The sequence below is a fragment of the Pseudoalteromonas shioyasakiensis genome (genome assembly GCF_019134595.1).
GTDB classification, from domain to species: Bacteria; Pseudomonadota; Gammaproteobacteria; order Enterobacterales; family Alteromonadaceae; genus Pseudoalteromonas; species Pseudoalteromonas shioyasakiensis_A.
This window is the reverse complement of sequence record NZ_CP077771.1, coordinates 778,860-801,174: the sequence shown is the minus strand read 5'-3', so window position 1 is coordinate 801,174 and position 22,315 is coordinate 778,860. Positions and strand designations below refer to the sequence as shown.

21 protein-coding genes are annotated in these 22,315 nt (G+C 40.7%); 6 read left to right on the top strand and 15 right to left on the bottom strand.

Going from position 1 to position 22,315, the window contains the following annotated elements:
• Positions 1–516: 516 nt before the first annotated feature.
• From KQP93_RS21010 to KQP93_RS20980, 7 genes are all read right to left on the bottom strand, one after another.
• Entirely contained in the window at positions 517–1,491 is a 975-nt protein-coding gene (locus KQP93_RS21010; protein ID WP_217877055.1) for a transposase, read from the bottom strand.
• Between the two features lie 385 nt (positions 1,492–1,876).
• Positions 1,877–2,884, bottom strand: coding sequence for an isocitrate dehydrogenase (locus tag KQP93_RS21005; RefSeq protein WP_217877054.1), 1,008 nt, complete (start codon positions 2,882–2,884; stop codon positions 1,877–1,879).
• A gap of 215 nt (positions 2,885–3,099) precedes the next feature.
• Positions 3,100–4,785, bottom strand: coding sequence for a hypothetical protein (locus tag KQP93_RS21000; protein WP_217877053.1), 1,686 nt, complete (start codon positions 4,783–4,785; stop codon positions 3,100–3,102).
• An 18-nt stretch (positions 4,786–4,803) separates the two neighbouring features.
• Positions 4,804–5,187, bottom strand: a complete 384-nt coding sequence (locus tag KQP93_RS20995; protein WP_054563904.1) for a DUF3192 domain-containing protein — start codon at positions 5,185–5,187, stop codon at positions 4,804–4,806.
• Between the two features lie 71 nt (positions 5,188–5,258).
• Positions 5,259–6,032 (bottom strand): flap endonuclease Xni, encoded by a 774-nt coding sequence (gene xni / locus KQP93_RS20990; protein WP_217877052.1) that lies wholly within the window; start codon positions 6,030–6,032, stop codon positions 5,259–5,261.
• 11 nt (positions 6,033–6,043) lie between these two features.
• On the bottom strand, positions 6,044–7,387 hold the full coding sequence (gene ppnN / locus KQP93_RS20985) for a nucleotide 5'-monophosphate nucleosidase PpnN (RefSeq protein WP_217877051.1): 1,344 nt from the start codon (positions 7,385–7,387) through the stop codon (positions 6,044–6,046).
• 71 nt (positions 7,388–7,458) lie between these two features.
• Complete coding sequence (locus KQP93_RS20980; RefSeq protein WP_217877050.1) at positions 7,459–8,994, bottom strand: GGDEF domain-containing protein; 1,536 nt, start codon at positions 8,992–8,994, stop codon at positions 7,459–7,461.
• Between the two features lie 202 nt (positions 8,995–9,196).
• Between KQP93_RS20980 and KQP93_RS20975 the strand changes: the two genes are divergently transcribed.
• On the top strand, positions 9,197–10,978 hold the full coding sequence (locus KQP93_RS20975; protein ID WP_217877049.1) for a M61 family metallopeptidase: 1,782 nt from the start codon (positions 9,197–9,199) through the stop codon (positions 10,976–10,978).
• Between the two features lie 4 nt (positions 10,979–10,982).
• Here KQP93_RS20975 and KQP93_RS20970 read toward each other — a convergent pair whose 3' ends face one another.
• The 4 genes from KQP93_RS20970 to KQP93_RS20955 form a co-directional block, all read right to left on the bottom strand.
• A complete protein-coding gene (locus KQP93_RS20970) occupies positions 10,983–11,777 on the bottom strand; it encodes a glycosyltransferase family 25 protein (RefSeq protein ID WP_217877048.1) in 795 nt (264 codons plus the stop codon).
• Between the two features lie 64 nt (positions 11,778–11,841).
• On the bottom strand, positions 11,842–12,027 hold the full coding sequence (locus KQP93_RS20965; RefSeq protein WP_217877047.1) for a DUF1289 domain-containing protein: 186 nt from the start codon (positions 12,025–12,027) through the stop codon (positions 11,842–11,844).
• A gap of 41 nt (positions 12,028–12,068) precedes the next feature.
• A complete protein-coding gene (locus tag KQP93_RS20960; RefSeq protein ID WP_055021702.1) occupies positions 12,069–12,581 on the bottom strand; it encodes a hypothetical protein in 513 nt (170 codons plus the stop codon).
• Between the two features lie 152 nt (positions 12,582–12,733).
• On the bottom strand, positions 12,734–13,471 hold the full coding sequence (locus KQP93_RS20955) for a hypothetical protein (RefSeq protein WP_217877046.1): 738 nt from the start codon (positions 13,469–13,471) through the stop codon (positions 12,734–12,736).
• Positions 13,472–13,658: 187 nt separating this feature from the next.
• On the opposite strand from KQP93_RS20955, the gene KQP93_RS20950 reads away from it, so the two are divergent.
• The 3 genes from KQP93_RS20950 to KQP93_RS20940 all read left to right on the top strand — a co-directional run bounded on the left by KQP93_RS20950 (position 13,659) and on the right by KQP93_RS20940 (position 16,818).
• A complete protein-coding gene (locus tag KQP93_RS20950; protein WP_217877045.1) occupies positions 13,659–14,081 on the top strand; it encodes a (R)-mandelonitrile lyase in 423 nt (140 codons plus the stop codon).
• Between the two features lie 11 nt (positions 14,082–14,092).
• Positions 14,093–15,274, top strand: a complete 1,182-nt coding sequence (locus tag KQP93_RS20945) for an NAD(P)-dependent alcohol dehydrogenase (protein ID WP_217877044.1) — start codon at positions 14,093–14,095, stop codon at positions 15,272–15,274.
• A 164-nt stretch (positions 15,275–15,438) separates the two neighbouring features.
• A complete protein-coding gene (locus KQP93_RS20940; protein ID WP_217877043.1) occupies positions 15,439–16,818 on the top strand; it encodes a serine hydrolase domain-containing protein in 1,380 nt (459 codons plus the stop codon).
• Positions 16,819–16,887: 69 nt separating this feature from the next.
• Here KQP93_RS20940 and KQP93_RS20935 read toward each other — a convergent pair whose 3' ends face one another.
• The gene (locus KQP93_RS20935; RefSeq protein WP_217877042.1) at positions 16,888–17,235 is read right to left on the bottom strand and encodes a cyclophilin-like fold protein; all 348 of its coding nucleotides are present in this window, start codon (positions 17,233–17,235) and stop codon (positions 16,888–16,890) included.
• 14 nt (positions 17,236–17,249) lie between these two features.
• Complete coding sequence (locus KQP93_RS20930; protein WP_105181850.1) at positions 17,250–17,741, bottom strand: (R)-mandelonitrile lyase; 492 nt, start codon at positions 17,739–17,741, stop codon at positions 17,250–17,252.
• Positions 17,742–17,917: 176 nt separating this feature from the next.
• On the opposite strand from KQP93_RS20930, the gene KQP93_RS20925 reads away from it, so the two are divergent.
• Positions 17,918–18,832, top strand: coding sequence for an AraC family transcriptional regulator (locus KQP93_RS20925; RefSeq protein ID WP_217877041.1), 915 nt, complete (start codon positions 17,918–17,920; stop codon positions 18,830–18,832).
• 107 nt (positions 18,833–18,939) lie between these two features.
• Here the strand turns inward: KQP93_RS20925 and KQP93_RS20920 are convergent, their stop codons facing one another.
• Complete coding sequence (locus tag KQP93_RS20920) at positions 18,940–19,902, bottom strand: alpha/beta hydrolase (RefSeq protein WP_217877040.1); 963 nt, start codon at positions 19,900–19,902, stop codon at positions 18,940–18,942.
• Between the two features lie 196 nt (positions 19,903–20,098).
• Positions 20,099–21,286 (bottom strand): MFS transporter, encoded by a 1,188-nt coding sequence (locus tag KQP93_RS20915; RefSeq protein ID WP_217877039.1) that lies wholly within the window; start codon positions 21,284–21,286, stop codon positions 20,099–20,101.
• A gap of 111 nt (positions 21,287–21,397) precedes the next feature.
• Here KQP93_RS20915 and KQP93_RS20910 point away from each other — a divergent pair, with 111 nt between their 5' ends.
• Positions 21,398–22,288 (top strand): LysR family transcriptional regulator, encoded by an 891-nt coding sequence (locus tag KQP93_RS20910; protein WP_217877038.1) that lies wholly within the window; start codon positions 21,398–21,400, stop codon positions 22,286–22,288.
• Positions 22,289–22,315 lie beyond the last annotated feature (27 nt).

Genomic DNA, 22,315 nt, shown 5'->3' with positions numbered 1-22,315 from the left:
GTTTTGGAAACTGATGTCAACCGCAAATGTGGCTTTTTGCATTAATTTTTCTGTATTTTTGTTTTTTGATATTTTTGTTGCATCCACATGCTTAATTGTCATTATTTTAGGGTGTAACTATGCATTGAATTGTTCGTGTGGCAAATAGATAACTATACCAATAGATAATGCATTTACGTTACTGCCTTGCATAACTTAGCTACTATCAGAAAAGGTTTTATTTTTTAATTAGACACCCACTTTAATAGCTCACTACCATAAGGTTTGGCTAATTTTTAAAAAGACACCCAATTTAATTTTAATAAGAATCAGCTAAAGAAATATCTGAATTATTGAGAACAAGTTGAATTGCTAGGAAAGTAGTGATTTTTCATAGTCATTAATTAAATTTAAGCCTTATGTGCTGAGTTATTTTTTAGTTTTACACACTGGTCACCGCTAGTTGCAAAAGTCGTTATGCCTCCAGAATTAAAATGATTGGATTTGTAAGGCTGATTCTTTGTGTCGAATGCGTAACTAAGTAAATAAGGCTAAGCTATTAGCTATAGAGCTTCTTCGCTTTCGTTTCATGTGATTTGTATACGCAGTTATAGCCTGCTCTTTACCTGCCGTATTTTTAAATGAGCGTGTAAATGAGCTGGTAAGTGTAAGCCAGTTTTCAGTACAAATGTTTAATCTTTCTAGTATTGGTAATGCCTCTTCTGGTACTTTCCCTGGTTTATCCTCCCGGATTGAGCGGCCGGTCCAATCAACAAGTTGCAGGTATGTTTTGAGTTCAAATGGTATTCCCTTAGGCATATGCTTACGTGGTTTACCTGCAAAGCGCATAAGTGATTTTGGTTGCTTATTATTTTGAGCTGCATTAATTCTAGATTTAATACTGGTGTAGTCAGATTGTTCAGGTAAATCGGCCACTTTTGCTCTAACAGGATTTAAATCTACATAAGCGAGGCAAGCGGCAAGTGCTGCTTCATCAAGTAAAGCTTGTGACTTAAAGCGACCTTCCCAAAATCGACCTTTGCAATCATCTTCTTGATTAGCCTTTCGTGCAATACCTTCATTAAGCACGCGCATAAACCAACTAATACTACTGAGCCGTTCTCGATATAAATTTACTCTGGTATTAACCGCAGCGAGTTCAGCTTGTGTTAGCAATTCGCCATTTAAGAATCGTTGGCAAAGGAATGTACTTTTGAATAATTTGTGCCATCTAATAAGAATCGCTTTATTATTTAGACGCTTAGCTTTTGCTATATCGATGTGCAGGACTAGATGAGTGTGGTTGCTCATAACCGCGTAGGCACAAATATCAATACAAAATATCCTGCCAAGTTGAAGTAGTTTCTTTTCAACCCAATCCCGCCTATGTTCATATGAGCGGCCCGTTAGTGGGTCTTGCCCACACAAATAAGCGCGACGAACGCAACGTGAAATGCAGTGATAATAAGGCGTGTTTGAAACGCTAATTAAGTTTCTACGAGGGGTTGCCATGCTCTTCTCCTCCATGAGTTGAACAATTTAAGTTTAGCCATAATTTTGAGAAGTGAGAAATTTTAATTTGGGTGTCTAGTTAGTCTTGTGGAAGTTTAGTGGCTAAAGTGGGTGTCTAAATATGTATTCATTAATAGATAAAAGTGGATGTCTAATTAAGTATTCATTGAGAAGTGAGAAATTTTAATTTGGGTGTCTAGTTAGTCTTGTGGAAGTTTAGTGGCTAAAGTGGGTGTCTAAATATGTATTCATTAATAGATAAAAGTGGATGTCTAAATAAGTATTCAATTAAGTAGAGGGAATAAAAAAGCCAGTCGTAGACTGGCTTTTGGTAAGGAGGTGTTTAAGGGTTATTAGCTTGTCATAAGCCTTAAACAATGTTTTTTTATAGACGCTCAATTACAGCTTGAGTGAAGTCTGTAGTACCGTGGCTGCCGCCCAGGTCACGAGTTGTACGATCGCCTGATTTGATAACATCAGCAACTGCGCTACGGATGCGCTCTGCAGTGTCGCCCATATCAAGGTGCTCTAGCATTTGGATAGATGCTAAGATTACAGACGTTGGGTTTGCAAGGTTTTTACCAGCGATGTCTGGTGCGCTACCGTGTACAGCTTCGAAGATTGCTGCATCTTCACTGATGTTTGCGCCAGGAGCCATACCTAAACCACCAACAAGACCAGCACATAGGTCAGATAGGATGTCACCGAATAAGTTTGTAGTAACGATTACATCAAACTCATCAGGAGTCATAACTAGTTTCATACAAGTTGCATCAACAATCATCTCAGTTGATTCGATTTGTGGGTAACGCTCAGCTACTTCACGTGCAACTTTTAAGAATAAACCAGATGTTGATTTAAGGATGTTAGCTTTGTGTACAGCAGTTACTTTTTTACGGCCTTCACGTACCGCTAGCTCGTATGCAAAAGTAACGATTTTTTCTGCACCTTCACGTGTGATTTTTGACATTGCTTCTGCTTCGTTACCATCTTCAGAAACCACTTGGCCAAGACCTGAGTACATACCTTGTGTGTTTTCACGAATAGTGATGATGTCGATGTCGTCGTAACGAGCTTGTGTACCTGCGAATGATTTAACAGGACGAACGTTAGCGTAAAGGCCAAACTTTTTACGTAAAGTTACGTTGATTGAAGTAAAACCTTCACCAACAGGCGTCGTTAATGGACCTTTTAAAGTGATCTTGTTACGCGCGATTGTGTCGATTGTTTCTTGCGGAAGTAACTCACCAGTTTTTTCTAGGGCAGCAAGGCCAGCATCAACGAATTCATAATCAAAATCGCAACCTGCAGCTTTAAGGATCTCAAGTGCTGAATCAATAATGCTAGGACCAATGCCGTCGCCTTTGATCACTGTGATGGTTTGTTTAGCCATTTACTTTTCCTATTTATGAGTAGATAAACACGTAAACTTATCGCGAAATAGCATGCGATTTACTTGTTAGAGGGTTCACGTGGATGTGTTTGAAAATTTAAGCGGCTTTTATAGCAATTTATTCAGCTTTTTGCCAGTTTATCCTGTGAATACTGACTATAAACAGACTAAAGTTCATATTTATTTAACGTTTTCGCACTTTTTAACAACACAATCTAAAAATTGTCTGCAAATTCACAGTTTTTCAGATATGCATAAAAATCTGCTTTTGATTGCCAACCAGCAGCCGATAAGCTGTCGAAGATAATCTGTTCTTGCCAACTACTAAACAGTGCTTTTGGTTGAAAAACATAATAAGTAAATAGCTTAATCGCGACCCAATGCTTTTCATTGATATCGAGTGTTTGTTTTTTATGTTGCTCACTACCAAGTAAATGCTGTGTCCAACTGTTATCGCCAATTAGTTGGTTTAAATACGCCGTTAGTGGCTCTTGATTTAAGTGGCTAACGCCAAACAAGCAAGCAAGCGGTGGGCTTATTACTTGCTCTTCGGCCTGCTCAAATACAGTTTTACGAGAAATACAGGTTGCTTGATGTTCGCAAAGGTAAAGAACGTAGGCATATAACGGTAAAGTAACTTGCTCGAATTGAATAGAATCGATGTGCTTAAATAGCGCCTGAATAATGCGCACCATATTCTCAAGGCGCTTAGAGATATGCTGAAAAAGCGGGTGAGAGGTGGTTGCAACCAATCGTTGAAATAATACTTTTTGGATAATTGCAGGGGCGTTATCGTATCCGACCATAGATAAACAATGGCGCAAGTCTTTAGCTCTTTGCTGCTCTTTATTATAGGGTTTAGAGGCAACGGTAAGCTGGGTTATCAATTCAGGATAGGGGCTTAAAAGCTTATTTAAGCCGCGGTAGCTATATTCTTGCGATACTTTTAACGTGCTGATTAATTCTAAATAGTGCTGCCTACGCTGCTGATTTATTGGCTGTGGCTCAGCAAAGTTAATGTTTTCACTAAACCAAACTGTGTATAGCAAACGAGAATCTTTACAATGTCTTTGTTTGTCAAAAATCGTTAAGCTTGCTTTGAAGCGATGCCAGCGAATTTTTTCAGGGCGGCTAGCATCAACCAATATATGGCGGCCATGTTCATCTGTTGCTAAATAAATAAGTGCTTGCTCGGCGTACTTTACTTCACTGGCCGGAATGTAAGGGCCAATATGCGCAATCAGTGCTTTTATTGCATTTTGAGCAAACTCGTTAGGTGTGCGTAAATATATATCAGCTAACGCTTTGTGAACACTAATGTGGCCACCCGACTCGCGGTAAGTCGTATTCATGGCAATAATATTAGCCAAGGCAACTAAGGTTGTTGCGCCATCGTAAATCATAATTTTCGGTGCGCTTAAGAGTGCTTGCTTATATTTATTTAAACGCGCTAATAAATGCTGAATAGAAAGCGTATGTGGGCCTGAGTCTTTTAGTAATTTTGCTGCTAATTGATGGCGACACTGCCACAGCTTTTTATCTTGAGGCGTCAGTGCCTGTCCTGCTGCTAACTTATTACTTTGTGATTGAACGCAGAGGTAGTTGGCTAAACAGCAACTAATAATTTGTTCGCTAATGGCTTGGTTGTAGTTAAGGCTGCGGCACAAAATGCAGGCTATAACACATTGGTTTACAACTAGGTTTGTAGTGTAACCATGGTTAGGTACATACAAGCTTAGTTGCGCTTGCATCCCTTTCGGGCAGGCTTGATATAGCAGGTAATAACGCTCAGCTAGGTTGCTTAATAAAGGGAAAATTTGTGACCATTTTTGCTTTTGATGATAAAGCTTAAGTAGCTGGTGTGTACTATCAAATAAGCGTGCCAATTCCCGTGGCGTCACGTTTTCCATCATAAGCGGTTAGGTTTCTTGTTGATAGCTTTCATAGGCACTTGGCCCCCATAATACCAGCTGACCATTTTTAAATAGTAGGCCTGTGCATTCATCGATGGTGGTTATACCATCAGATTTAACATGCTGAGTGCGGTAAAAAATAATCTGCCAAACATTGTCTTCGACTCGTTTAGCATAGGTTAGATCGGGGCTACCTAAATAATCAAGCACCGCATTCAGGTTTTCAGGCTTATCAATCGATAGTTTTGCGATATAGCGTTTATTAAAAGCTTCACGGTCTTGCCAGATCATGGCTTGTGGATCATCTTTATAAAAAGTGATCACTAGGGTTGCTATCAGTGCATAAACACCTAACCCAAGTACCAGATATTGGAAAACCTTTTTAAACATGTGTAACTCTATAAAACTAACGCGAATTTTCAGTATACGCTCAGTTGGCAAACTGTGCTACGAGATTGCGACTAATTGAGCCTTAACTGCTTTAAACTAAAGCCTAAGTTAATATCGGTACGCAGCATAACAAGGTTTTTTGATATTACGAACATGTCCATTTCTGAACTCAGCTTACGTTTAAGAGTCGGGTTTAGCTCATCATCTTTCATGGCCGCTTCTATCGACTCATAATCGTTTATTAATTGCTGCGCCGACTTATTACCTATCCCTTTAACGCCCGGGATATCATTGGTTTTATCACCTGCTAAAGCCCAAAAATCAGCAAGTCGATGCTTTGGTACATCAAAGCGCTGCTTAATATCTTCAAGCTCAATATACTGTTTTTTAAAGTAATCAAAAATTGCAATTTGCTCAGATAAAAACGGTAAAAACCCTTTATCGGTAGAAACAATGGTAGAAGGCACATTATTAGATGCGGCCTTGTAAGCAAGAGTAGCAATTATATCGTCGGCTTCATCATTATCAGGTGAAAACACCACAATTCCAGTGTCTTCAATTGCTTGTTTAAAGCGTGATAAGTTTTGTTTGAGGGTATCTGGCATTGGTGAACGAGTACTTTTGTAGGCCTCAAAGTAGTGATAACGCCAGCTTCTTTCACCATCAAACACGGCAATCGCGTGAGTCGCATTCGTTTGCTGGCGTAACTTTTTACAAGCATGTGCCACTCGGGCACAGCTTGCTTTTATCATATGTTCTTCACTGTGATGACTCTGATTACTATCAACAGCATAGATGCGCCTAATAAGATTTAGCGCATCTATTAAAAGTAATTGGGTTGTCACATAGGCTCCTGTTAAGCTTTGATCTCATAGCAAGGAATGTACTTACTACCAGGCAACTTCATTCGGCCTTGCTCAACAAATGCTGCTAGTAGTTTGTCCATATCAGCCATAAGCGCAGGTTCACCACTTAGCACAAAGCGGCCATGTTGTTTGATGGCTTGTAAGCCTTCGTCTTTAACATTACCAGCCACGATGCCTGAAAACGCACGGCGTAAATTAGCTGCGAGTTGCTGAGTCGGTTGATCTAAATGTAAATCTAAGCTCGACATATTAGCATGAGTTGGTGCAAACGGCTGTTGGAAATCATGATCGATTTTTAACGTCCAGTTAAAGTAGTAGGCATCACCTTGGCTCTTGCGGTATTCGCGCACTTCAACCATTTTTGCTTTAAGCGTTTTACCAACGCGCTCTGGATCATCGATGATCACTTCAAACTTATCTAGCGCTGCTTTACCGAGTGTTTTCTCAACGAATTTACACAGCTCAATAAAGTAGTTTTCACTTTCTTTAGGGCCAGTAAGGATAACTGGTAAACATTGTTTTTCGTTATCTGGGTGTAGCAAGATGCCTAAAAGGTATAACAGCTCTTCTGCAGTACCCGCACCACCAGGGAAGATAATAATGCCATGGGCTGTACGAATAAAAGCCTCTAAACGTTTTTCGATATCAGGCAAAATCACCAGCTCATTTACAATCGGGTTAGGTGGCTCAGCGGCAATAATACTTGGCTCGGTTAAACCTAAGTAACGATTATCAGTAATACGTTGTTTTGCATGGCCAATGGTGGCGCCTTTCATAGGGCCTTTCATTGCACCTGGGCCACAACCAGTACAAATATTTAAGCCACGAAGGCCAAGCTCATAACCAACTTGCTTGGTGTATTTGTATTCCACTTCGTTAATAGAGTGGCCGCCCCAGCAAACTATCATGCTCGGGTCACTATTTACTCTCAGTGCGCCTGCGTTTCGCAGCATATCAAAGACCATATGAGTAATGGCTTTTTGCTCTGTTAAGTCTTTTTCGTACTTTTGACAAATAAACAGAATATCGCGAATAACAGAGAAGATATGTTCATGAATACCGGTAATGATTTCGCCATCAACAAAGGCTGATTCAGGTGGGTTTTCAAGTTCGATCTTAATCCCGCGTTCACGGCTTAATAAGCGAATATCAAAGTCTTCGTATTTATTGTAAATTTCTAAGCTTGAATCGGTGTGGCTGCCCACATTGAGAACCGCGAGCACACAGTTCCTAAATAATTTATAGCGCTCGCTGGTGGATGATTGTTCGAGTAGATCAACTTCTAGTTGCGATAGTAAATCCAGTACACCTGTAGGATTCAGTTGTTTTAACATAAGCACTCTCCCGGCTCGTCAATGAGCCTTTATCATTGTGTGTCAAAGACCTCACATACTAGATAAGGCCTTTATTTGCTAATGCAAACTTTATTTCGTCCCTCGTTCTTGGCTTTGTATAGTGCTTCGTCTGCACGGTCAAAGGCAATCAGCGGGGTATCACCTTTTTTCAACTGGGTTGCACCAAGAGAAATGGTAATTTCTACTTGCTTATTTTTAAATTTAAACGGAATGCCTTGAATTGTTTTGCGCAGTTTTTCAAGCGGCACTGTGGCATTTTCAATCGACATTCCACTCATTAGTAACACAAACTCTTCACCGCCGTAACGGGCAATAAAGTCTGATTTACGAATTGATTTTTGTAATGCTTTAGCAATTACTTGCAGTGTTTTATCACCAGCACTGTGGCCATATTGGTCATTGATTGATTTAAAGTGGTCTACATCAATCACTACAAAGGTGATATCTGATTCTTGCACATTAAATAAGTTAAATTCATGGTTAAAGCGTTCATCAAATGCCGCACGGTTTGGCAGCTTAGTTAGGCCATCGAGTAAGCTTTTAAAACGCTGCTCATTTAGGCGCTGCTTATAGGTCGAAAGCTTGGTTTCTAAATGACTAATGCGGCTATTAATATCGTTAAAACTGGCTAGTAAGTTTTCGCGTTCTGTTTGTTCTAGTTTTTCTTTCGCAATTAAATCATCGCTTAATGATTTTAACTCTTCTTCTACAAGCTCTTTAAGCGAAGAAATAGACGTAGCTTGCTGTGTTTGCGTATGCAGGTTTTTAATCTTGCTTTCGATTTGTTTGTTAAGCGTGTCGTATTCAGCGCTCAGAGATTCTGAATGCTTACTAGTAGAAACAATCGAATGATGTAAATCTTCGATTGTTTGATTTAACGAGATCAAAAAGCTTTGCGCTGATTGGCGCTCTTTACTCATATTACGCGTAACGATGCTAATAATATTCAGTGCAGAATCAAGCAGATCGTCAACACTATCATTGTGGGTTATTTTACTTTTGATAGTCTTAATTTGCTCGGCACTTTCATCTTCGAGTACTAAGTCATTGGCAAGAGAAAGCAGCTGTGTGGCAAGTTCTGGTCTTACTTGCTCCTCAGCTGTACTTGTTGTTGCAAGCTTGGCTTGCAAGGCTTGATGATAAATTAAAATCAGCTTCGAAAGAAGTGGCACAAAGTCATGATTAGACTGAATATTATTTAATTCGTTGTCGAGTAAGTAACGTAGCGAACGACGGGCATCATCAGGCAAGCCTCGTACTTTTTGCAGCTGCTTACCTGCATCTGTAACGCTTTCATTTAGCTCACGTTGCAGTGACATTTGCTTGGTTTCTTGTTGTTTTAACAGGCCAAGTACATCATCGATAAAGGGGGTGAGTAATTCGAAATTAACCCCTTTTTTAAGGGCATTTCTAAATTTCGCTAAACGATTGTCTAGTTCAATGTCTAGTCCTTTACAGCTGAGCGATAGTTTCGCTGCAAACTGAGAAAGAACTTCAACTTGATGTTTGCGCGCATCTTCGACCACTGTTCGAGCGTCGATCGCTTGCTTTAACTTTTTATTAAGAACATCATGCTGTTGCTGCACCTAGTAATACCGCCATCAAAAATTCAAATTTCTATTAGCTAAGTTTACAACAAATTAATACGAAATGTAGGTTCCAAGTCAAAAACTTAGCTATTTTGTCTATCAAACTTGTTGCAATGGCTGTTTATCGGTTTTTAATTCACATTTTTTCTCGCAATTGTTAGGCTATTTCGCAATTTTGATAGTAATAAAAAGAGTTGTTATGAAAAAGTTTTTGGCAATGTCTATTTTGGCGGCCTGTTCTAGCAGTGTGTTTGCAGATGTAAACTACTCACTGTCTATCACTCAGCCAGAGCACCATTTAGGTAATGTAAGTGTTGAGTTTCCGCAAACAGCACAAGCACATTTAGATATTAAACTTCCAGCTTGGCGTACTGGCCGTTACGAAATTTTAAATCTTGCCAATGGCGTGCGCTTTTTCGAAGCAAAAGATGATGATGGTAAGGCATTAAAGTGGGAAAAAATTGACCACAGCACTTGGCGTGTTCACCTAAACGAACCAACACAAGTCAATGTAGATTACCAAGTTTACGCTAACGAGCTAGGTAAACGTGCTCGTCATATTGATGACAGTCATGCTTTCATTGATGCTTCTGGCTTTTTCATGTTCAGCGAATCATTCCGCCAAGACCCAGTTAAAGTTGAGCTAAATGTACCAAAAGAATGGCGCTCAGTATCGGGTATGGAAAATGCGGGTTCTAAACACAGCTTTAAAGCCGCTGATTACGATATTTTAGTTGATTCACCAATCGAAACGGGTATCAATGAGCTACACAAGTTCACTTTTGATGGTCGTGAATATGAACTCGTTATTTGGGGTGAAGGTAACTACGACGTAGATCAAATGCTAACTGACCTTAAAAAGCTAGTGACAACCGGCAACGTAATTTGGGATAACTACCCGTATGAGCGTTATGTATTTATGGTACATGCTACGTCAGGTGCAGGCGGTGCAACAGAGCATTTAAACTCAACCATTATTCAGCGCCCACGTGACCGTTTTGGTTCTCGTAAAGATTACCTTGCGTTTATCAGCACCGCAGCTCACGAATTTATTCATACGTGGAACGTAAAAGCATACCGCCCTAAAGGTATCGCGCCGTATGACTACACCAATATTAACTACGCGAAAACTTTATGGATTGCAGAGGGCTCAACCAGCTACTTTGAAGATCACTTAATGGTGCGCGCAGGCATTGAAACAACTGATGAGTTCTTCGGTACGCTGACTAAAACCGTTAATCGTCACTTACAAACACCAGGTCGCGAAGTGCAAAGCGCAACTGAAACAAGCTTTGATAAGTGGATCAACCAAGGCGGCGATCATGCACGCAACTACAGCACTAATATCTATTTAGAAGGTTCATTGATTTCAATGGCGCTTGATATTGATTTGCTAGAAAAAAGCGATGGCAAAATCAGTTACCGCGACGTTCACCGCGCGCTTTATAACAAGCATCGTTTACCAGATGGTTTTACGCCAGATGATGTTAAAGCAATTTTAAAAGAGCTTACAGGTCGTGATTACAGCGCTTGGTGGCAAGCGAATGTGGATGAGCCAGCTGCTATCGACTTTGATGAGCTACTTGCAAAAGTAGGCTTAGGTTTAATTCGCCCTGAAGGCGCAAAATCAGTACCTAGTATTGATTCGTTTGCAAAAAACAGCGGTGAGTTATTAACCCTAACTCATGTTCGCCGTGGTGGCGCTGCATGGCAAGCGGGCTTAACGACTGATGACAAAATTGTTGCGTTTAACAAAAAGCATGTTGGTAAAGATTTAACAGCCAGCCTCGAAACGTTTAAAGCAGGCGACACAGTGACTGTTGATTTCATTCGACGCGATGCATTACAAAGCACAACGCTAACACTTAGCGAAGACTTTGATAAAGAGAAAAAGGTCAAAGCATTAAAAGATGCAACACCAGCTCAAATGGCATTGTTTAAAGCGTGGATGGGTGTTGACCACCCAAACCAGGCAAAATAAATCGTTAATGATTTTTGATAGGTAAGAGAGGAGCTGCGGCTCCTTTCTTTTTGTTCGGTACTAGCTGCGCTTTTACAAACTGCTTTGTGTACTTTGTGTTTAGTAGTGCACTATGAAGTTGCTGTTTTTTACGTCGCCAAAACGACTTTTTAACTTTGGTTGATCTATCCCGAATATCGCTTTGTGAACTATCCGGTTGTGACACTGGGTAGGGCAGCAAAGAGTATCCATAAACACCGGTTTCCCACACATGTTGTAAATCGCAGTCAACGGGGCGGCCAAATGTGGCTGTGGCTTGTAACAGCGCTTTTGCACCTTCAAAACTAACAGCAGTTGCACAGCAGCCAGACATAAGCTTTTTATGAATGACTAAGTGTTGCTCATCAGCAAGGGGTTTTATAAAAGCAATGTCTCGATTTCGGTCTTTATAAGCGGCCAATTTAATTAGCTGCCAAGGCTGTTTTAATGTACTAATGTTTTCAATTGCACTGTGAATAGAGCGGTCGAGAACAAAGTCATCTTCTAAAATAATGGCGTAATCTAATTGCCTATCGACAATGGTTTGCCATGCTTTTCTGTGACTCAGGTAACAGCCAATTTCACCTTTACTCAAAGGTTTATGGTATTTTTTTAGATTTAAATCAGCACTGTAATGCTGGGCAATCGCTGTATCAGACAGCTCTCTACCATCAATTGCATCAAGGCGTTCAAATGCCAAATTTTGTGCATTTAGCTCATGGCTAACACGGTTTAATCGTTCAGTAGAGCTTGCTAAGTTAATTACAAAAATAGCGGTCATTATCGTTACCTGATGGTCAGTTTGAATCAGGCTAACAAGCTTTAATGACGCTTGGGTGTCAGAACTATTTCGCTTTTATGTCAGGGCGAGGAGTATTTAAAATCGCTTGCTTTTCTTGCTCGGATAAAATTATCCAATCAAAAATCTCATCATTACTGCGACCACAGCCAGTGCAAAAGCCATTTAGGCGATGACATTGACCGATGCAATCTGTTTTAAATTGGCTGGTTGTTTTTTTTGAATTTGTCATAGAGATACGAAGGCTAATGTCTATTAGCCTTCCAAAATGTATTACTTACCTTCAATTGGCTTACCAATTTCAAGGGTAGTAGACCAAGGCTGTTTACGCGATAGGGTTTTACCCGAATGAATTGAGATAACAGGGTTGTTTTCGTCAAGCACAAACGTGGTGCGTAACGATTCAGCAGACTCTTTTTGTGTTTGATGCCAATTATTACCTGCTAAACAAGCTTGAGTAAAATTAACCGCACGGGTGTGATCAGCGACAGCTTGTTGCTGTTGCTCGTAGTTGCCTACACAGCGGTAGGTAACATTGTCTTTATCAAGCGCCGTGATTTGACAGTTATCGGCAATCAGGTTGTATTTTGCTGTCCATGTTTCCATGTATTTAGTATTTACACGGCTACGTTTTAAGCCTTCAAAGCGGTTGTCGTAAGCACCTAATAGGGCGTTAATTTTCTCGCATGGGGTTAAGTTATCAATGGCCGTTTGTTGTTCAGTTGTTAGTCCTGTACAACCTGTTAAAACAAGGCCAGTTAGTAAGGCGGCGAGTGGCTTTTTCATATCAGGCTATCCTTTTAAATAGCAGTTCCTTAAACGTTTCCTAAAGGATACCTAAGCCCTTGTAAAAATGCTAATAAAGATTGGTAATTACAAAGCAAAATGCCTTCGTAAAGGAAGGCATTTTAGTTTCTAATAACTGTAAACGCGTGAGCTTACATCTTAGTTTTACCAGCAATGTTAGTTACTTTTACTGAGCCAGAACCATCACTTAGTAACTCAAAGTTTGCCGCAGTATCTACGCGAATGCTTCCTGAGCCATCTGAAACGACGACATCACCCGAAATATCATTTAAGTCGATACCACCAGAGCCATCGTGTACTTCAATATTGCCCTGTGCGTTGGCAACATCAATATTACCTGAGCCGTCATGAATTTTAATATCACGGCTGATATTACGTGCCTCTATGCTACCCGAACCATCATTGATTTCTAATGTGCCTTCAATGTCATTTGCGGTAATTGAACCTGAACCATCGTTGATCACAGTATTCGCAACTTTGCTAATGATAATTTCGCCAGAGCCATCGTGCACATCAACATTAAATGAACGAGGGATAGAAACAGTTAAATCAATGCGAGTTTGCTTATTGGTGTGGTAATCGCACTGGCCTGCACTAAGTGCTGCGTTATTGCCTTTGGCTTCAAGGTCTAAACAGTATTCATCATGAGGCTTTTCTTGATAAATCTCGGCTTTAACGGTTACTTCATCACTGTCACTACCGGTAATGTGTAAAAAGCCAGAGCCCGCTTCTACTTTTAAAGTGCTTAATGAGGCTGCATCTAGCGTTAGGTTTTTAGTTTCTTGTAGTGGCATATCACCCCAAGCAAATGTTTGTGCTGATAATAAGCCTGCGGCAATGAGTGAGAGTGTTTTTACTGTACTTAACATGGTTCTTCCCTTTTATATGTGTGGTGTTATTAGCTTAGTCGCAGGTGCTGATAAAAAAGGTTTAAAGGCTTTAAAAACTTTTTTACACAAATAGGCAAGAAAGCGCGAGCTTCAGGCATTTATGGTTTTTAACTATGCTTTAGACTGAAATAGTAGAGCAAAACCTAAGCAACCCAAGGAGAAACATATGAGTGATTCAGCGCAAACAAACGATATGCAAGTAATTAAGTCAGGTTCTCAAGATCCAATCGCAGGGCCAGCAGAATGTTTCACAGGTAAAGTGCAAATTAGTACTTTATTTAATGCACCAGCACCTTCTCGCGTTGGTGTTGCTGTGGTGGAGTTTTCAAAAGGTGCTCGCACAAATTGGCATTCTCATCCACTCGGCCAAGTTTTATTAGTTACAGAAGGCCAAGGTTGGACACAGTGCGAGGGTGGTGAGAAAACAGTAATCAATCCAGGTGATTTAATTTGGTGTAACTGCGGTAAAAGGCACTGGCATGGTGCGACTGCTGATAGTGCAATGAAGCATGTAGCAGTTCAAGAAGCACTCGATGGTAAACCTGTTGACTGGTTCGAAGCTGTTTCAGATGAAGATTATTTAGCATAAGGTACATTGAAATGTGTGACAAACATGAAACGCAAGACTTATCACGTCGTAATTTTATTAAAACGAGTTCAGCTTTAGGTGCAGGCCTTTTATTAGGCGGCTTTGCGGCGCCTTCATTTGCAGCATCATCTGAGCAGCTTGCAAATGGCAATATAAAATCACGTGGCTATGCGGCTTTTGATAATTCAGGCTTACTAAAACCATGGGAGTTCGAAAGACGCCCAGTAGGCGATAACGATATTTTAATCGAAATTAAATTCGCCAGTATTTGCCACTCAGATATTCATCAGATGAAAGGTCATTGGGGCGCACAGCAATACCCTCAAGTGCCGGGCCATGAAATTGCAGGGATCGTAACTGCAGTCGGTAAGAATGTGACTAAGTTTAAAGTAGGCGACCGTGCTGGTGTAGGTTGTATGGTTGATAGCTGTCTTGACTGTAATAGCTGTAAAGATGAGGGCGAGCAATATTGCCCAGAAACCAAATTCACTTATGGCTACCCTGATGAGCGCTCACCGACAGGTATTACACAAGGTGGCTATTCGAATAACATCGTCGTTCGCGATCACTTTGCAGTGCATATTCCTGAAAACATTAGTTTAGAGCATGCAGCGCCTTTATTATGTGCCGGCATTACAACGTATTCTCCGCTGCTTAAATTCAACTTGAAAAAAGGGGATAAAGTAGGTGTTGTTGGTATTGGTGGGCTTGGGCACTTAGCTGTTAAATTAGCTGCGTCGCAAGGTGCTGATGTCTACGCATTCACTAGCTCTAAAGATAAAGTAGCCGACATTAAAGCTTTTGGCGCTAAAGTGGTTGTTGTTGACGGTGAAGGCGCTTACAACGAGCATAAATCACAGCTTGATTATTTAATTAATACCTTGCCAGTGAAATATGATGTCGCTAAATATGCTTCATTAGTAAAACCATTTGGCACGTACACCCAAGTGGGTATGCCAGAAGAATTTTCATTAAATATGAATGCATTAGCATTGGCTGCAAGCCGCGTAAACTTTAATGCTTCGTTAATTGGTGATATGCAAGAAACGCAAGAAGTTGTTGATTACTGCGCTAAGAATAATATTCTGCCAGCAACCCAGTTAATCAAAGCCTCTGAAATTAATAATGCATGGCAAAGCGTGGTGGATAAAAAAGCGCGTTATCGTTATGTAATTGATGCCTCAACATTTTAATTTCAGTTTAGATTGAGTAAGCCAAACGCCATATCAGGTATGGCGTTTTTTTTGTTCCTTTTTTATTCGGTGATTTGTCGCTTAAAGAGCGAATACTACCGTAAAAACATATCATTATTTTTTTCTTTTGCTAACTTAAACTCTTTGGCCCCCAAGGAGTAATAATGAAAAAAATAACCTTCCTAAGTACGTTGTTGTGCACTAGCTTTTTTGTTTGTAGCGAAGAAACAGATACAACCTTGAACGCTTATGCCGCTGGGTACGTCGCCAATTTTACCTGTAGTGCCACGTTTAACGCTGGTAAAAGCAAAGATCAAATCGATATTGATGAACTTACCGGTATTTACCCTTTAATCGCAGACACCGTAAAAACACTGCAAGCGAACATTGATAGTGAGCACAAACGAGTCATTGTTGATTACGATAAAGATAAACAGCGCATATCGGTGTGGCGTCCTCGTTTAGGCTGTGTTGATTTACCCGTAGGGGCAAGCCTTAAAGCTGCAACACTCGTGCAAGCACCGTTTAAAGAAAACTTAGCTTACCAAAAGGATGATGGTAAGCCTTGGCAAACGCTAAATGGTGTTAATAAATCTACGGGCAATAAGGCGCTTGATGAGGTTATTACACAGGCTTTTACTCGTCATTATGGTGAAGGCGCACGAACTTCGGCAATTTTAATAGCAAGCCCTCAGGCCATTCTAGCAGAGCAATATAAAGCAGGCTTTACCCCTGAAACCGCCCAGCGTACTTGGTCTGTTGCAAAAAGTATTGGCGCGAGCATTATTGGTGTGGCGGTAGCGCAAAAACGACTTGATGTTACAAAGCCTGCGGGCCTTGAAAGCTGGTCTCATCCACTTGACCCTCGTGGTGAAATTACCCTTGAAAACTTACTTCATATGGCATCAGGCTTAGACAGTAATAAAGCGGGCAACCGGACGGATCGGGTATATATGGGCGGCGGTTTAGTGTCTGATACTGCAACGCATACCGCATTAGAAGTAAAGCCAGGTAGCCGCTGGAAATACGCTAATAACGACACCATGTTAGCACTACGTACCTTACGAGAAACGTTCAACGATGAGGCGAGCTATTTGCGTTACCCATATGACAACTTACTCGATAAAATCGGCATGCAGCACACGTTTTTAGAGTCAGATTGGCAAAGTGACTTTATTTTGTCATCGCAAGTGTGGACTACTTCACGGGATCTTGCTCGCTTAGGGCTATTACATCTGAATAATGGCCGCTGGAAAAGGGAGCAAATATTACCAAAAGACTGGTTAAGTTATATTAGTAAACCAGCTCCTGCTCAACCCCCAGAAACAGCACCGGGATACGGCGCACAGTGGTGGCTTTATAACGAACGTTTCCCTGAATTACCCAATGACACCATTGCAGCGCGAGGCAACCGTGGTCAATTTTTAGTGATCATTCCAAGCGAGCAGTTAGTGATTGTTAGGCGTGGGTATGACCTTGCAGGACTTAAAGGCTTTAGTGAACATGATTTTACCCGTGATGTTTTAAAAGCACTTGGTCGATAAAATCAGGCAATAAAAAAGCTGCTTTGTGGCGTACAAAAGCAGCTTTGCTAACTGGAGAGTTAGTATCTACTACAAGGCCTCTATAGTGACATCTGCCTGGCCTAACCCTTTAAAAAACTGACTATCGCCCGTTATTTTGCCAAGTTTTATTAGGCCATTTGCGTAACTTTGTTGCTTATAAAAGAGCGCAAGGTTACCCCAAGGTGCGTAATAAGTGATGTCTCCTGCGTTAGCATCGGTGCCAGCAGGTAAGCCTTGTAGATTTAATTTCTCTGGTAAAGTGGCAATTTTCTCCGCACTGGCAAAGTCTTCTACTTTAAGAGTCAATGGTAGAAGTTGATAAAAATGCTTAGCGGCATTGTTACTTTCTAGAGTCGCTTGCATGGTTTTGCCGTTACTGATGAATTTTATTTGCATTTCACTGACCATCTTTACTGCTTTTTTAAATATTGCTTATCTGTTACTGGTTCTAACCAATCAACAACCTTACCGTCTTTTGACTCTTGAATGGCCAAGTGCATCATGGCTGTTTTATCTGTAGCGCCGTGCCAATGTTTAACATTAGCAGGAATATGTACAACGTCACCTGGTTTTATAACCTGAGGTTGTCCATGCCACTGATTAACCCAGCCCATACCTGATGTAACAATTAAGGTTTGGCCAACAGGGTGAGTGTGCCAGTTTGTTCGAGCACCGGGCTCAAAGGTTACCATTGCACCAGCGGCTTTAGCTTCGCCATGAGCTTGGAAACTAGGCTCGACGCGTACTTTGCCCGTGAAATACTTGTCGAGCCCAGTCATTGGGTACTGAGTGCCATTTTTTTGTACTGTGATTTGCGGTAATTCTAAACGTTGTGAAGAGGCGTTTTCTGCATGACTAAATGCACTCATCGTTAAGATAAGGGTACCGATAATATACTTCATACTTTTCTCCATGTGTTTGTAACCGAACGAATCTTCATTTTGGCTAAAAATTGTGCCTTTAAAAAGTACAATTAACGCAAGTTGTTGCCTATTAGTCCGAGGCGGCAAATTTATCACTGGTCAATATTGTATAACCAAGCGTATAGTTAATTATCTTAAGTTTAATTGGGTTGGTTATGCATTCAGATTATGAAACTGTTGCTAAAATGAGTGCCTCTTTAGCAGATAAAATTGCACCGCTTATCGGTCAGCAAGAAACTGCTGATAGCGTGATTGAGGATTTGTTTTTTTATCGACAAACACAGGCCGCCACCTCTTGTTCAATGTGTGTGGTTGAACCAAGTATTGCACTGGTTCTACAAGGGGCGAAAAGCATGACCTTGGGCGAGGATGTGTTCAAGTATGACCCTCACAAGTATTTGATCACCTCTATTGATTTGCCTGCAAAAATGCAAGTTCTTGAAGCAAAAGACGACGCACCTTATTTAGGCTTAGTGTTAAAGCTTGATTTGGCTATGTTAGGTGAACTGATTTCGCAAGTGCCGCTCGACAAATTAAACAAGCAATCACTTAATAAGGGAATGACCTTAGGTGAGATGACAGAGCCGCTACTTAACGCCTTTACACGATTAATTGAGCTGGTTGATGATCCTGAGTCTATGCCAGTGCTTGCACCACTAATAAAGCGCGAAATTTTTTGGCGTGTACTTAACAGTGAGCATGGGGCGGAGCTTCGTCATATAGTGTCAACAGGTAGCCAAGGGCTTAGAATTGCTCGTAGTGTTAAGTGGTTAAAAGAAAACTATGATCAACCCTTGAGTGTAGAGGACTTAGCGGGTCTTGCGAAAATGAGTAAATCGACTTTCCACCATCATTTTCGAGATCTAACTTCAATGAGTCCGTTGCAATATCAAAAGCGTTTGAGGTTAATGGAAGCAAGAAGATTGATGGTTGGCGAGAGTATGGATGCGTCAGGTGCTGCTTTTAAGGTTGGCTACGAAAGCCCCTCACAATTTTCTCGCGAGTATTCTCGATTTTTTGGTTTATCACCAAAACGAGATGTTGAAGCGTTTTTAGCAACGGCTAAATAGACAGCTACTTATAATAGCAATGGGCAATAATAGTTAATTAAGAACATTGGTATAAAAAACGAATGAGCATATCCCTATGTCCCATTCGTTACCATGACACGTTTTACTTAAAGACTTGCTATGAAAAATTCAGAAATTTTAGTGAATGGAATTAAACTCACATCATCATATAAATCAACATGACCTGCATTTGGCACAACCAATAATTGTTTAGGCTCAGCTGCTAAATCATAGGCTTGTTGGCTAAACTCAAATGAGTGAGCATGTTCACCTGCAACAAACAGTAATGGGCGTGGTGAAATAGTCTCAATATCGTTAAATGGATAAAAGTTCATAAAACGCACATTGCTGCTTAATGTTGGGTGTGTTGTTAAATCTGCTGATGAGCGCTCAGGTGTATATTCGCCACGCTCAGTGCGGTAAAAGTCATAAAACTCTTTTGCAATTGGGTGTGAGCTTTCATCGATGTGATGCGGGCAACCGCCTGTGTATTGTACTTCGCCACCTAGGTACTCAACATTACGTTGCTCAGTGGCTTCATCAAGCATACCTTTACGCATATCAAGATCAATAGAGTTGCCTAAACCATTGCGCGTTGCGCCACCCATGTCATACATACTTACTGTTGCCACAGCTTTGATACGTGGGTCAATTTTTGCGGCACTAATGATGAAACCACCACTACCACATACACCTAAACCACCAATGCTTTCTTTGTTGACGTATGAACGGCTAGCAAGGTAATCGACACCGGCACTGAATGACTCTGCGTATAAATCAGGTAGAACAGTATTACGTGGTTCGCCGTCACTTTCGCCCCAGAAGCTAAGATCAACTGCCAAAGTTACAAAGCCTAGCTCTGCAAGTTTAGTTGCATATAAAGTAGCACTTTGCTCTTTTACCGCCCCCATAGGGTGACCAATTACAAGTGCTGGAAGGTTCGCACCTTTCTCTGCATTTTTAGGTGTAAAAAGATTACCGACTACATTCATTTGTAATTGGTTTTTGAAAATTACTTTTTCAAAGTTAACAGCATCGCTTTGGTAAAAATTATCAGTTGAGGTTGTCATAACACTCTCCTATTTTGTGATTAACAGGGACTGCAATTTGTTTTCACAATGCAGCTTTGATGAGGTTATTGTCGGTTATTTGTGCAGTTTAGCGTTATATTAGAACAGTCGATTTATTGCCTAAAAGTGTCGAATTTATTTTTAGGCGCTTAAAATAAATATTAGGTAGCTCAAGTATGAGCTACCTAATGGCTTTTTAGGGTGTTTTTATAGTGAAATAGCTGGCAATAGCTGCAAAAAATAAGATAGCTGCGCTAACAAAGAAGGTAATAGGGTAGTCATAAACATCAAATAATATACCGCCAAATGTTGAGCCTAGCGCTATCGAAAATTGAATAATTGCGACCATCAACCCTCCTGCAACTTCAGCATCTTTTGGTAAAGCACGAGCTACCCAGCTCCACCAAGCAACAGGCGCAGCAGTTGCAATTAACCCCCATAATCCAAGTAATATGATGTTGATATTAAAAAGGGATATTTGATTTGCTAAACAAAATGCAACTAAAGCCATAACCGCAGGAGCAGCTATTAATGCAAACGCTAAACTGAGCTTTATGACCTTGTTGATCAATAAGGTGCCAATAAAGCCTGCAAAACCAATAACAAATAACACCATAGAAACTTGTTGGCTGGTGGCTTGAAACGCTGACTCTAAAAAGGGCCTTACATAGGTAAATAAAGTAAATTGCCCCATAAATAGCAGCGCGACAGCTAGCATACCAAAACGGACGAGTGGCTTTTTAAATAACTTAAATGCAGAAAAAGGTCCTTTTGATTGCTGCTGAGCTGGCATGCTAGGCAAAGCCTGCCATTGCCAAAATACAGCAATAGCAATAAATGGCACTAAACACATAAACGCGCCTCGCCAGCCAAGAACACTGCCTAAATAACTGCCAAGTGGTGCTGCAATTATCATGGCAAGACCATTACCACCATTAAATACTGCCAGTGCTTTAGGCACTTTTTCCTCGGGAACTAAGCGCATTGCAGAAGCAGTTGAAAGTGACCAATAGCCACCAATGACTAAGCCGATTAACGCTCGACCAAGCATATAAACAGCGTAACTATCAGCTACAGAGATTGTTAAAGTTGACAGTAACATTATCAAGGTCAGAGCGACTAGTAAGGTCTTTCGATCACTTTTAGCAAATAAAGGACTCATGAATAGACTTGTGATCACCGCAAAAAAGCCAGATATTGCAAGCCCCTGACCAACCATGCCTTTACTAATTGATAAATCTTCAGCCATAGGTGTTAATAAGCTTACAGGCATAAACTCGCAGGCTATTAAGGCGAAAATACATAATGTCATCGCAAAAACCCCACTCCAATTAGCTTGCTGCTCGATAGGCTGGTCATCTTGATAGGTTGAGTAATTTGTCATGCTAGTCCATACAGTTTTATGTGAGGGAGTATTTTTTCAAACATAGGTTGAATAGACTAGCTAATGAATACTAATATGCTTTATTAGTAATACTTATTAATAGGCTGGTGGATGATCAAACAAAACCTCAATGAATTGAACTATTTTGTCATTGTGGCAAGAACTGGCAGTTTTACGCGAGCTGCTGCGCAGTTAGGAGTGACTCAGTCAGCTTTGAGTCAGGCTATTCGTTCACTAGAAGCAAATTTAGATATTCGTTTGTTAACCAGAACAACTCGAAGCGTATCGCCAACACTCGCCGGAGAGCGTTTACTCAATGCAATAGGGCATCGTTTTGATGATATTGAAAATGAGTTAGAAGCCTTAACTGAACTCAGAGATAAACCTGCGGGTACGGTAAAAATTACTTGTGGTGATTTTATAATTCAGAGCACATTACTCCCAAAACTGGCCAATGTATTAAAGCAATACCCAGATATTAATATTGAGTTTAATGTTAACTATGGCTACACAGACATTGTTGCTCAGCGTATCGACGCTGGCGTTCGCCTTGGCGAAACTATAGATAAAGATATGATTGCACTGCCTATTGGTAAAGAGCTCAATATGGCAGCCGTTGCAAGCCTTGAGTATTTTGCTAAGCATCAAAAGCCTAATACGCCAAAGGATCTTACTGCACATAATTGTATCAACATTCGCTTTCCGACTCATGGCGGTTTATATGCGTGGGAGTTTGAAAAAGAGGGGGAGGAGCTCAATGTGAATGTACGCGGTCAATTAATCTTTAATACCTCTCATCATATTGTTGAGGCGGCGTTACAGGGGTTAGGTATTGCGTTTCTACCTGAAGAAGAGTTTGGTGAGCATATAAAAAATGGTAATTTAATTAAAGTGTTGGCTGATTGGTGCCCCGCATTTCCCGGTTATTATTTGTATTACCCAAGCCGTAGGCAACCGTCTCCGGCATTTAAAATTGTGTTAGAAGCATTAAAACAGCAATAGAGTGCGGTATTTAGATACCACACTCTA

What these genes read in the sequence shown, in the direction of transcription:
- KQP93_RS21010 (WP_217877055.1), bottom strand. Translation starts at nt 1,491, where the DNA reads ATGGCAACCCCTCGTAGAAACTTAATTAGCGTTTCAAACACGCCTTAT.
- KQP93_RS21005 (WP_217877054.1), bottom strand. Translation starts at nt 2,884, where the DNA reads ATGGCTAAACAAACCATCACAGTGATCAAAGGCGACGGCATTGGTCCT.
- KQP93_RS20995 (WP_054563904.1), bottom strand. Translation starts at nt 5,187, where the DNA reads ATGTTTAAAAAGGTTTTCCAATATCTGGTACTTGGGTTAGGTGTTTAT.
- ppnN (WP_217877051.1), bottom strand. Translation starts at nt 7,387, where the DNA reads ATGTTAAAACAACTGAATCCTACAGGTGTACTGGATTTACTATCGCAA.
- KQP93_RS20975 (WP_217877049.1), top strand. Translation starts at nt 9,197, where the DNA reads ATGAAAAAGTTTTTGGCAATGTCTATTTTGGCGGCCTGTTCTAGCAGT.
- KQP93_RS20970 (WP_217877048.1), bottom strand. Translation starts at nt 11,777, where the DNA reads ATGACCGCTATTTTTGTAATTAACTTAGCAAGCTCTACTGAACGATTA.
- KQP93_RS20965 (WP_217877047.1), bottom strand. Translation starts at nt 12,027, where the DNA reads ATGACAAATTCAAAAAAAACAACCAGCCAATTTAAAACAGATTGCATC.
- KQP93_RS20960 (WP_055021702.1), bottom strand. Translation starts at nt 12,581, where the DNA reads ATGAAAAAGCCACTCGCCGCCTTACTAACTGGCCTTGTTTTAACAGGT.
- KQP93_RS20955 (WP_217877046.1), bottom strand. Translation starts at nt 13,471, where the DNA reads ATGTTAAGTACAGTAAAAACACTCTCACTCATTGCCGCAGGCTTATTA.
- KQP93_RS20950 (WP_217877045.1), top strand. Translation starts at nt 13,659, where the DNA reads ATGAGTGATTCAGCGCAAACAAACGATATGCAAGTAATTAAGTCAGGT.
- KQP93_RS20945 (WP_217877044.1), top strand. Translation starts at nt 14,093, where the DNA reads ATGTGTGACAAACATGAAACGCAAGACTTATCACGTCGTAATTTTATT.
- KQP93_RS20940 (WP_217877043.1), top strand. Translation starts at nt 15,439, where the DNA reads ATGAAAAAAATAACCTTCCTAAGTACGTTGTTGTGCACTAGCTTTTTT.
- KQP93_RS20935 (WP_217877042.1), bottom strand. Translation starts at nt 17,235, where the DNA reads ATGCAAATAAAATTCATCAGTAACGGCAAAACCATGCAAGCGACTCTA.
- KQP93_RS20930 (WP_105181850.1), bottom strand. Translation starts at nt 17,741, where the DNA reads ATGAAGTATATTATCGGTACCCTTATCTTAACGATGAGTGCATTTAGT.
- KQP93_RS20925 (WP_217877041.1), top strand. Translation starts at nt 17,918, where the DNA reads ATGCATTCAGATTATGAAACTGTTGCTAAAATGAGTGCCTCTTTAGCA.
- KQP93_RS20920 (WP_217877040.1), bottom strand. Translation starts at nt 19,902, where the DNA reads ATGACAACCTCAACTGATAATTTTTACCAAAGCGATGCTGTTAACTTT.
- KQP93_RS20915 (WP_217877039.1), bottom strand. Translation starts at nt 21,286, where the DNA reads ATGACAAATTACTCAACCTATCAAGATGACCAGCCTATCGAGCAGCAA.
- KQP93_RS20910 (WP_217877038.1), top strand. Translation starts at nt 21,398, where the DNA reads ATGATCAAACAAAACCTCAATGAATTGAACTATTTTGTCATTGTGGCA.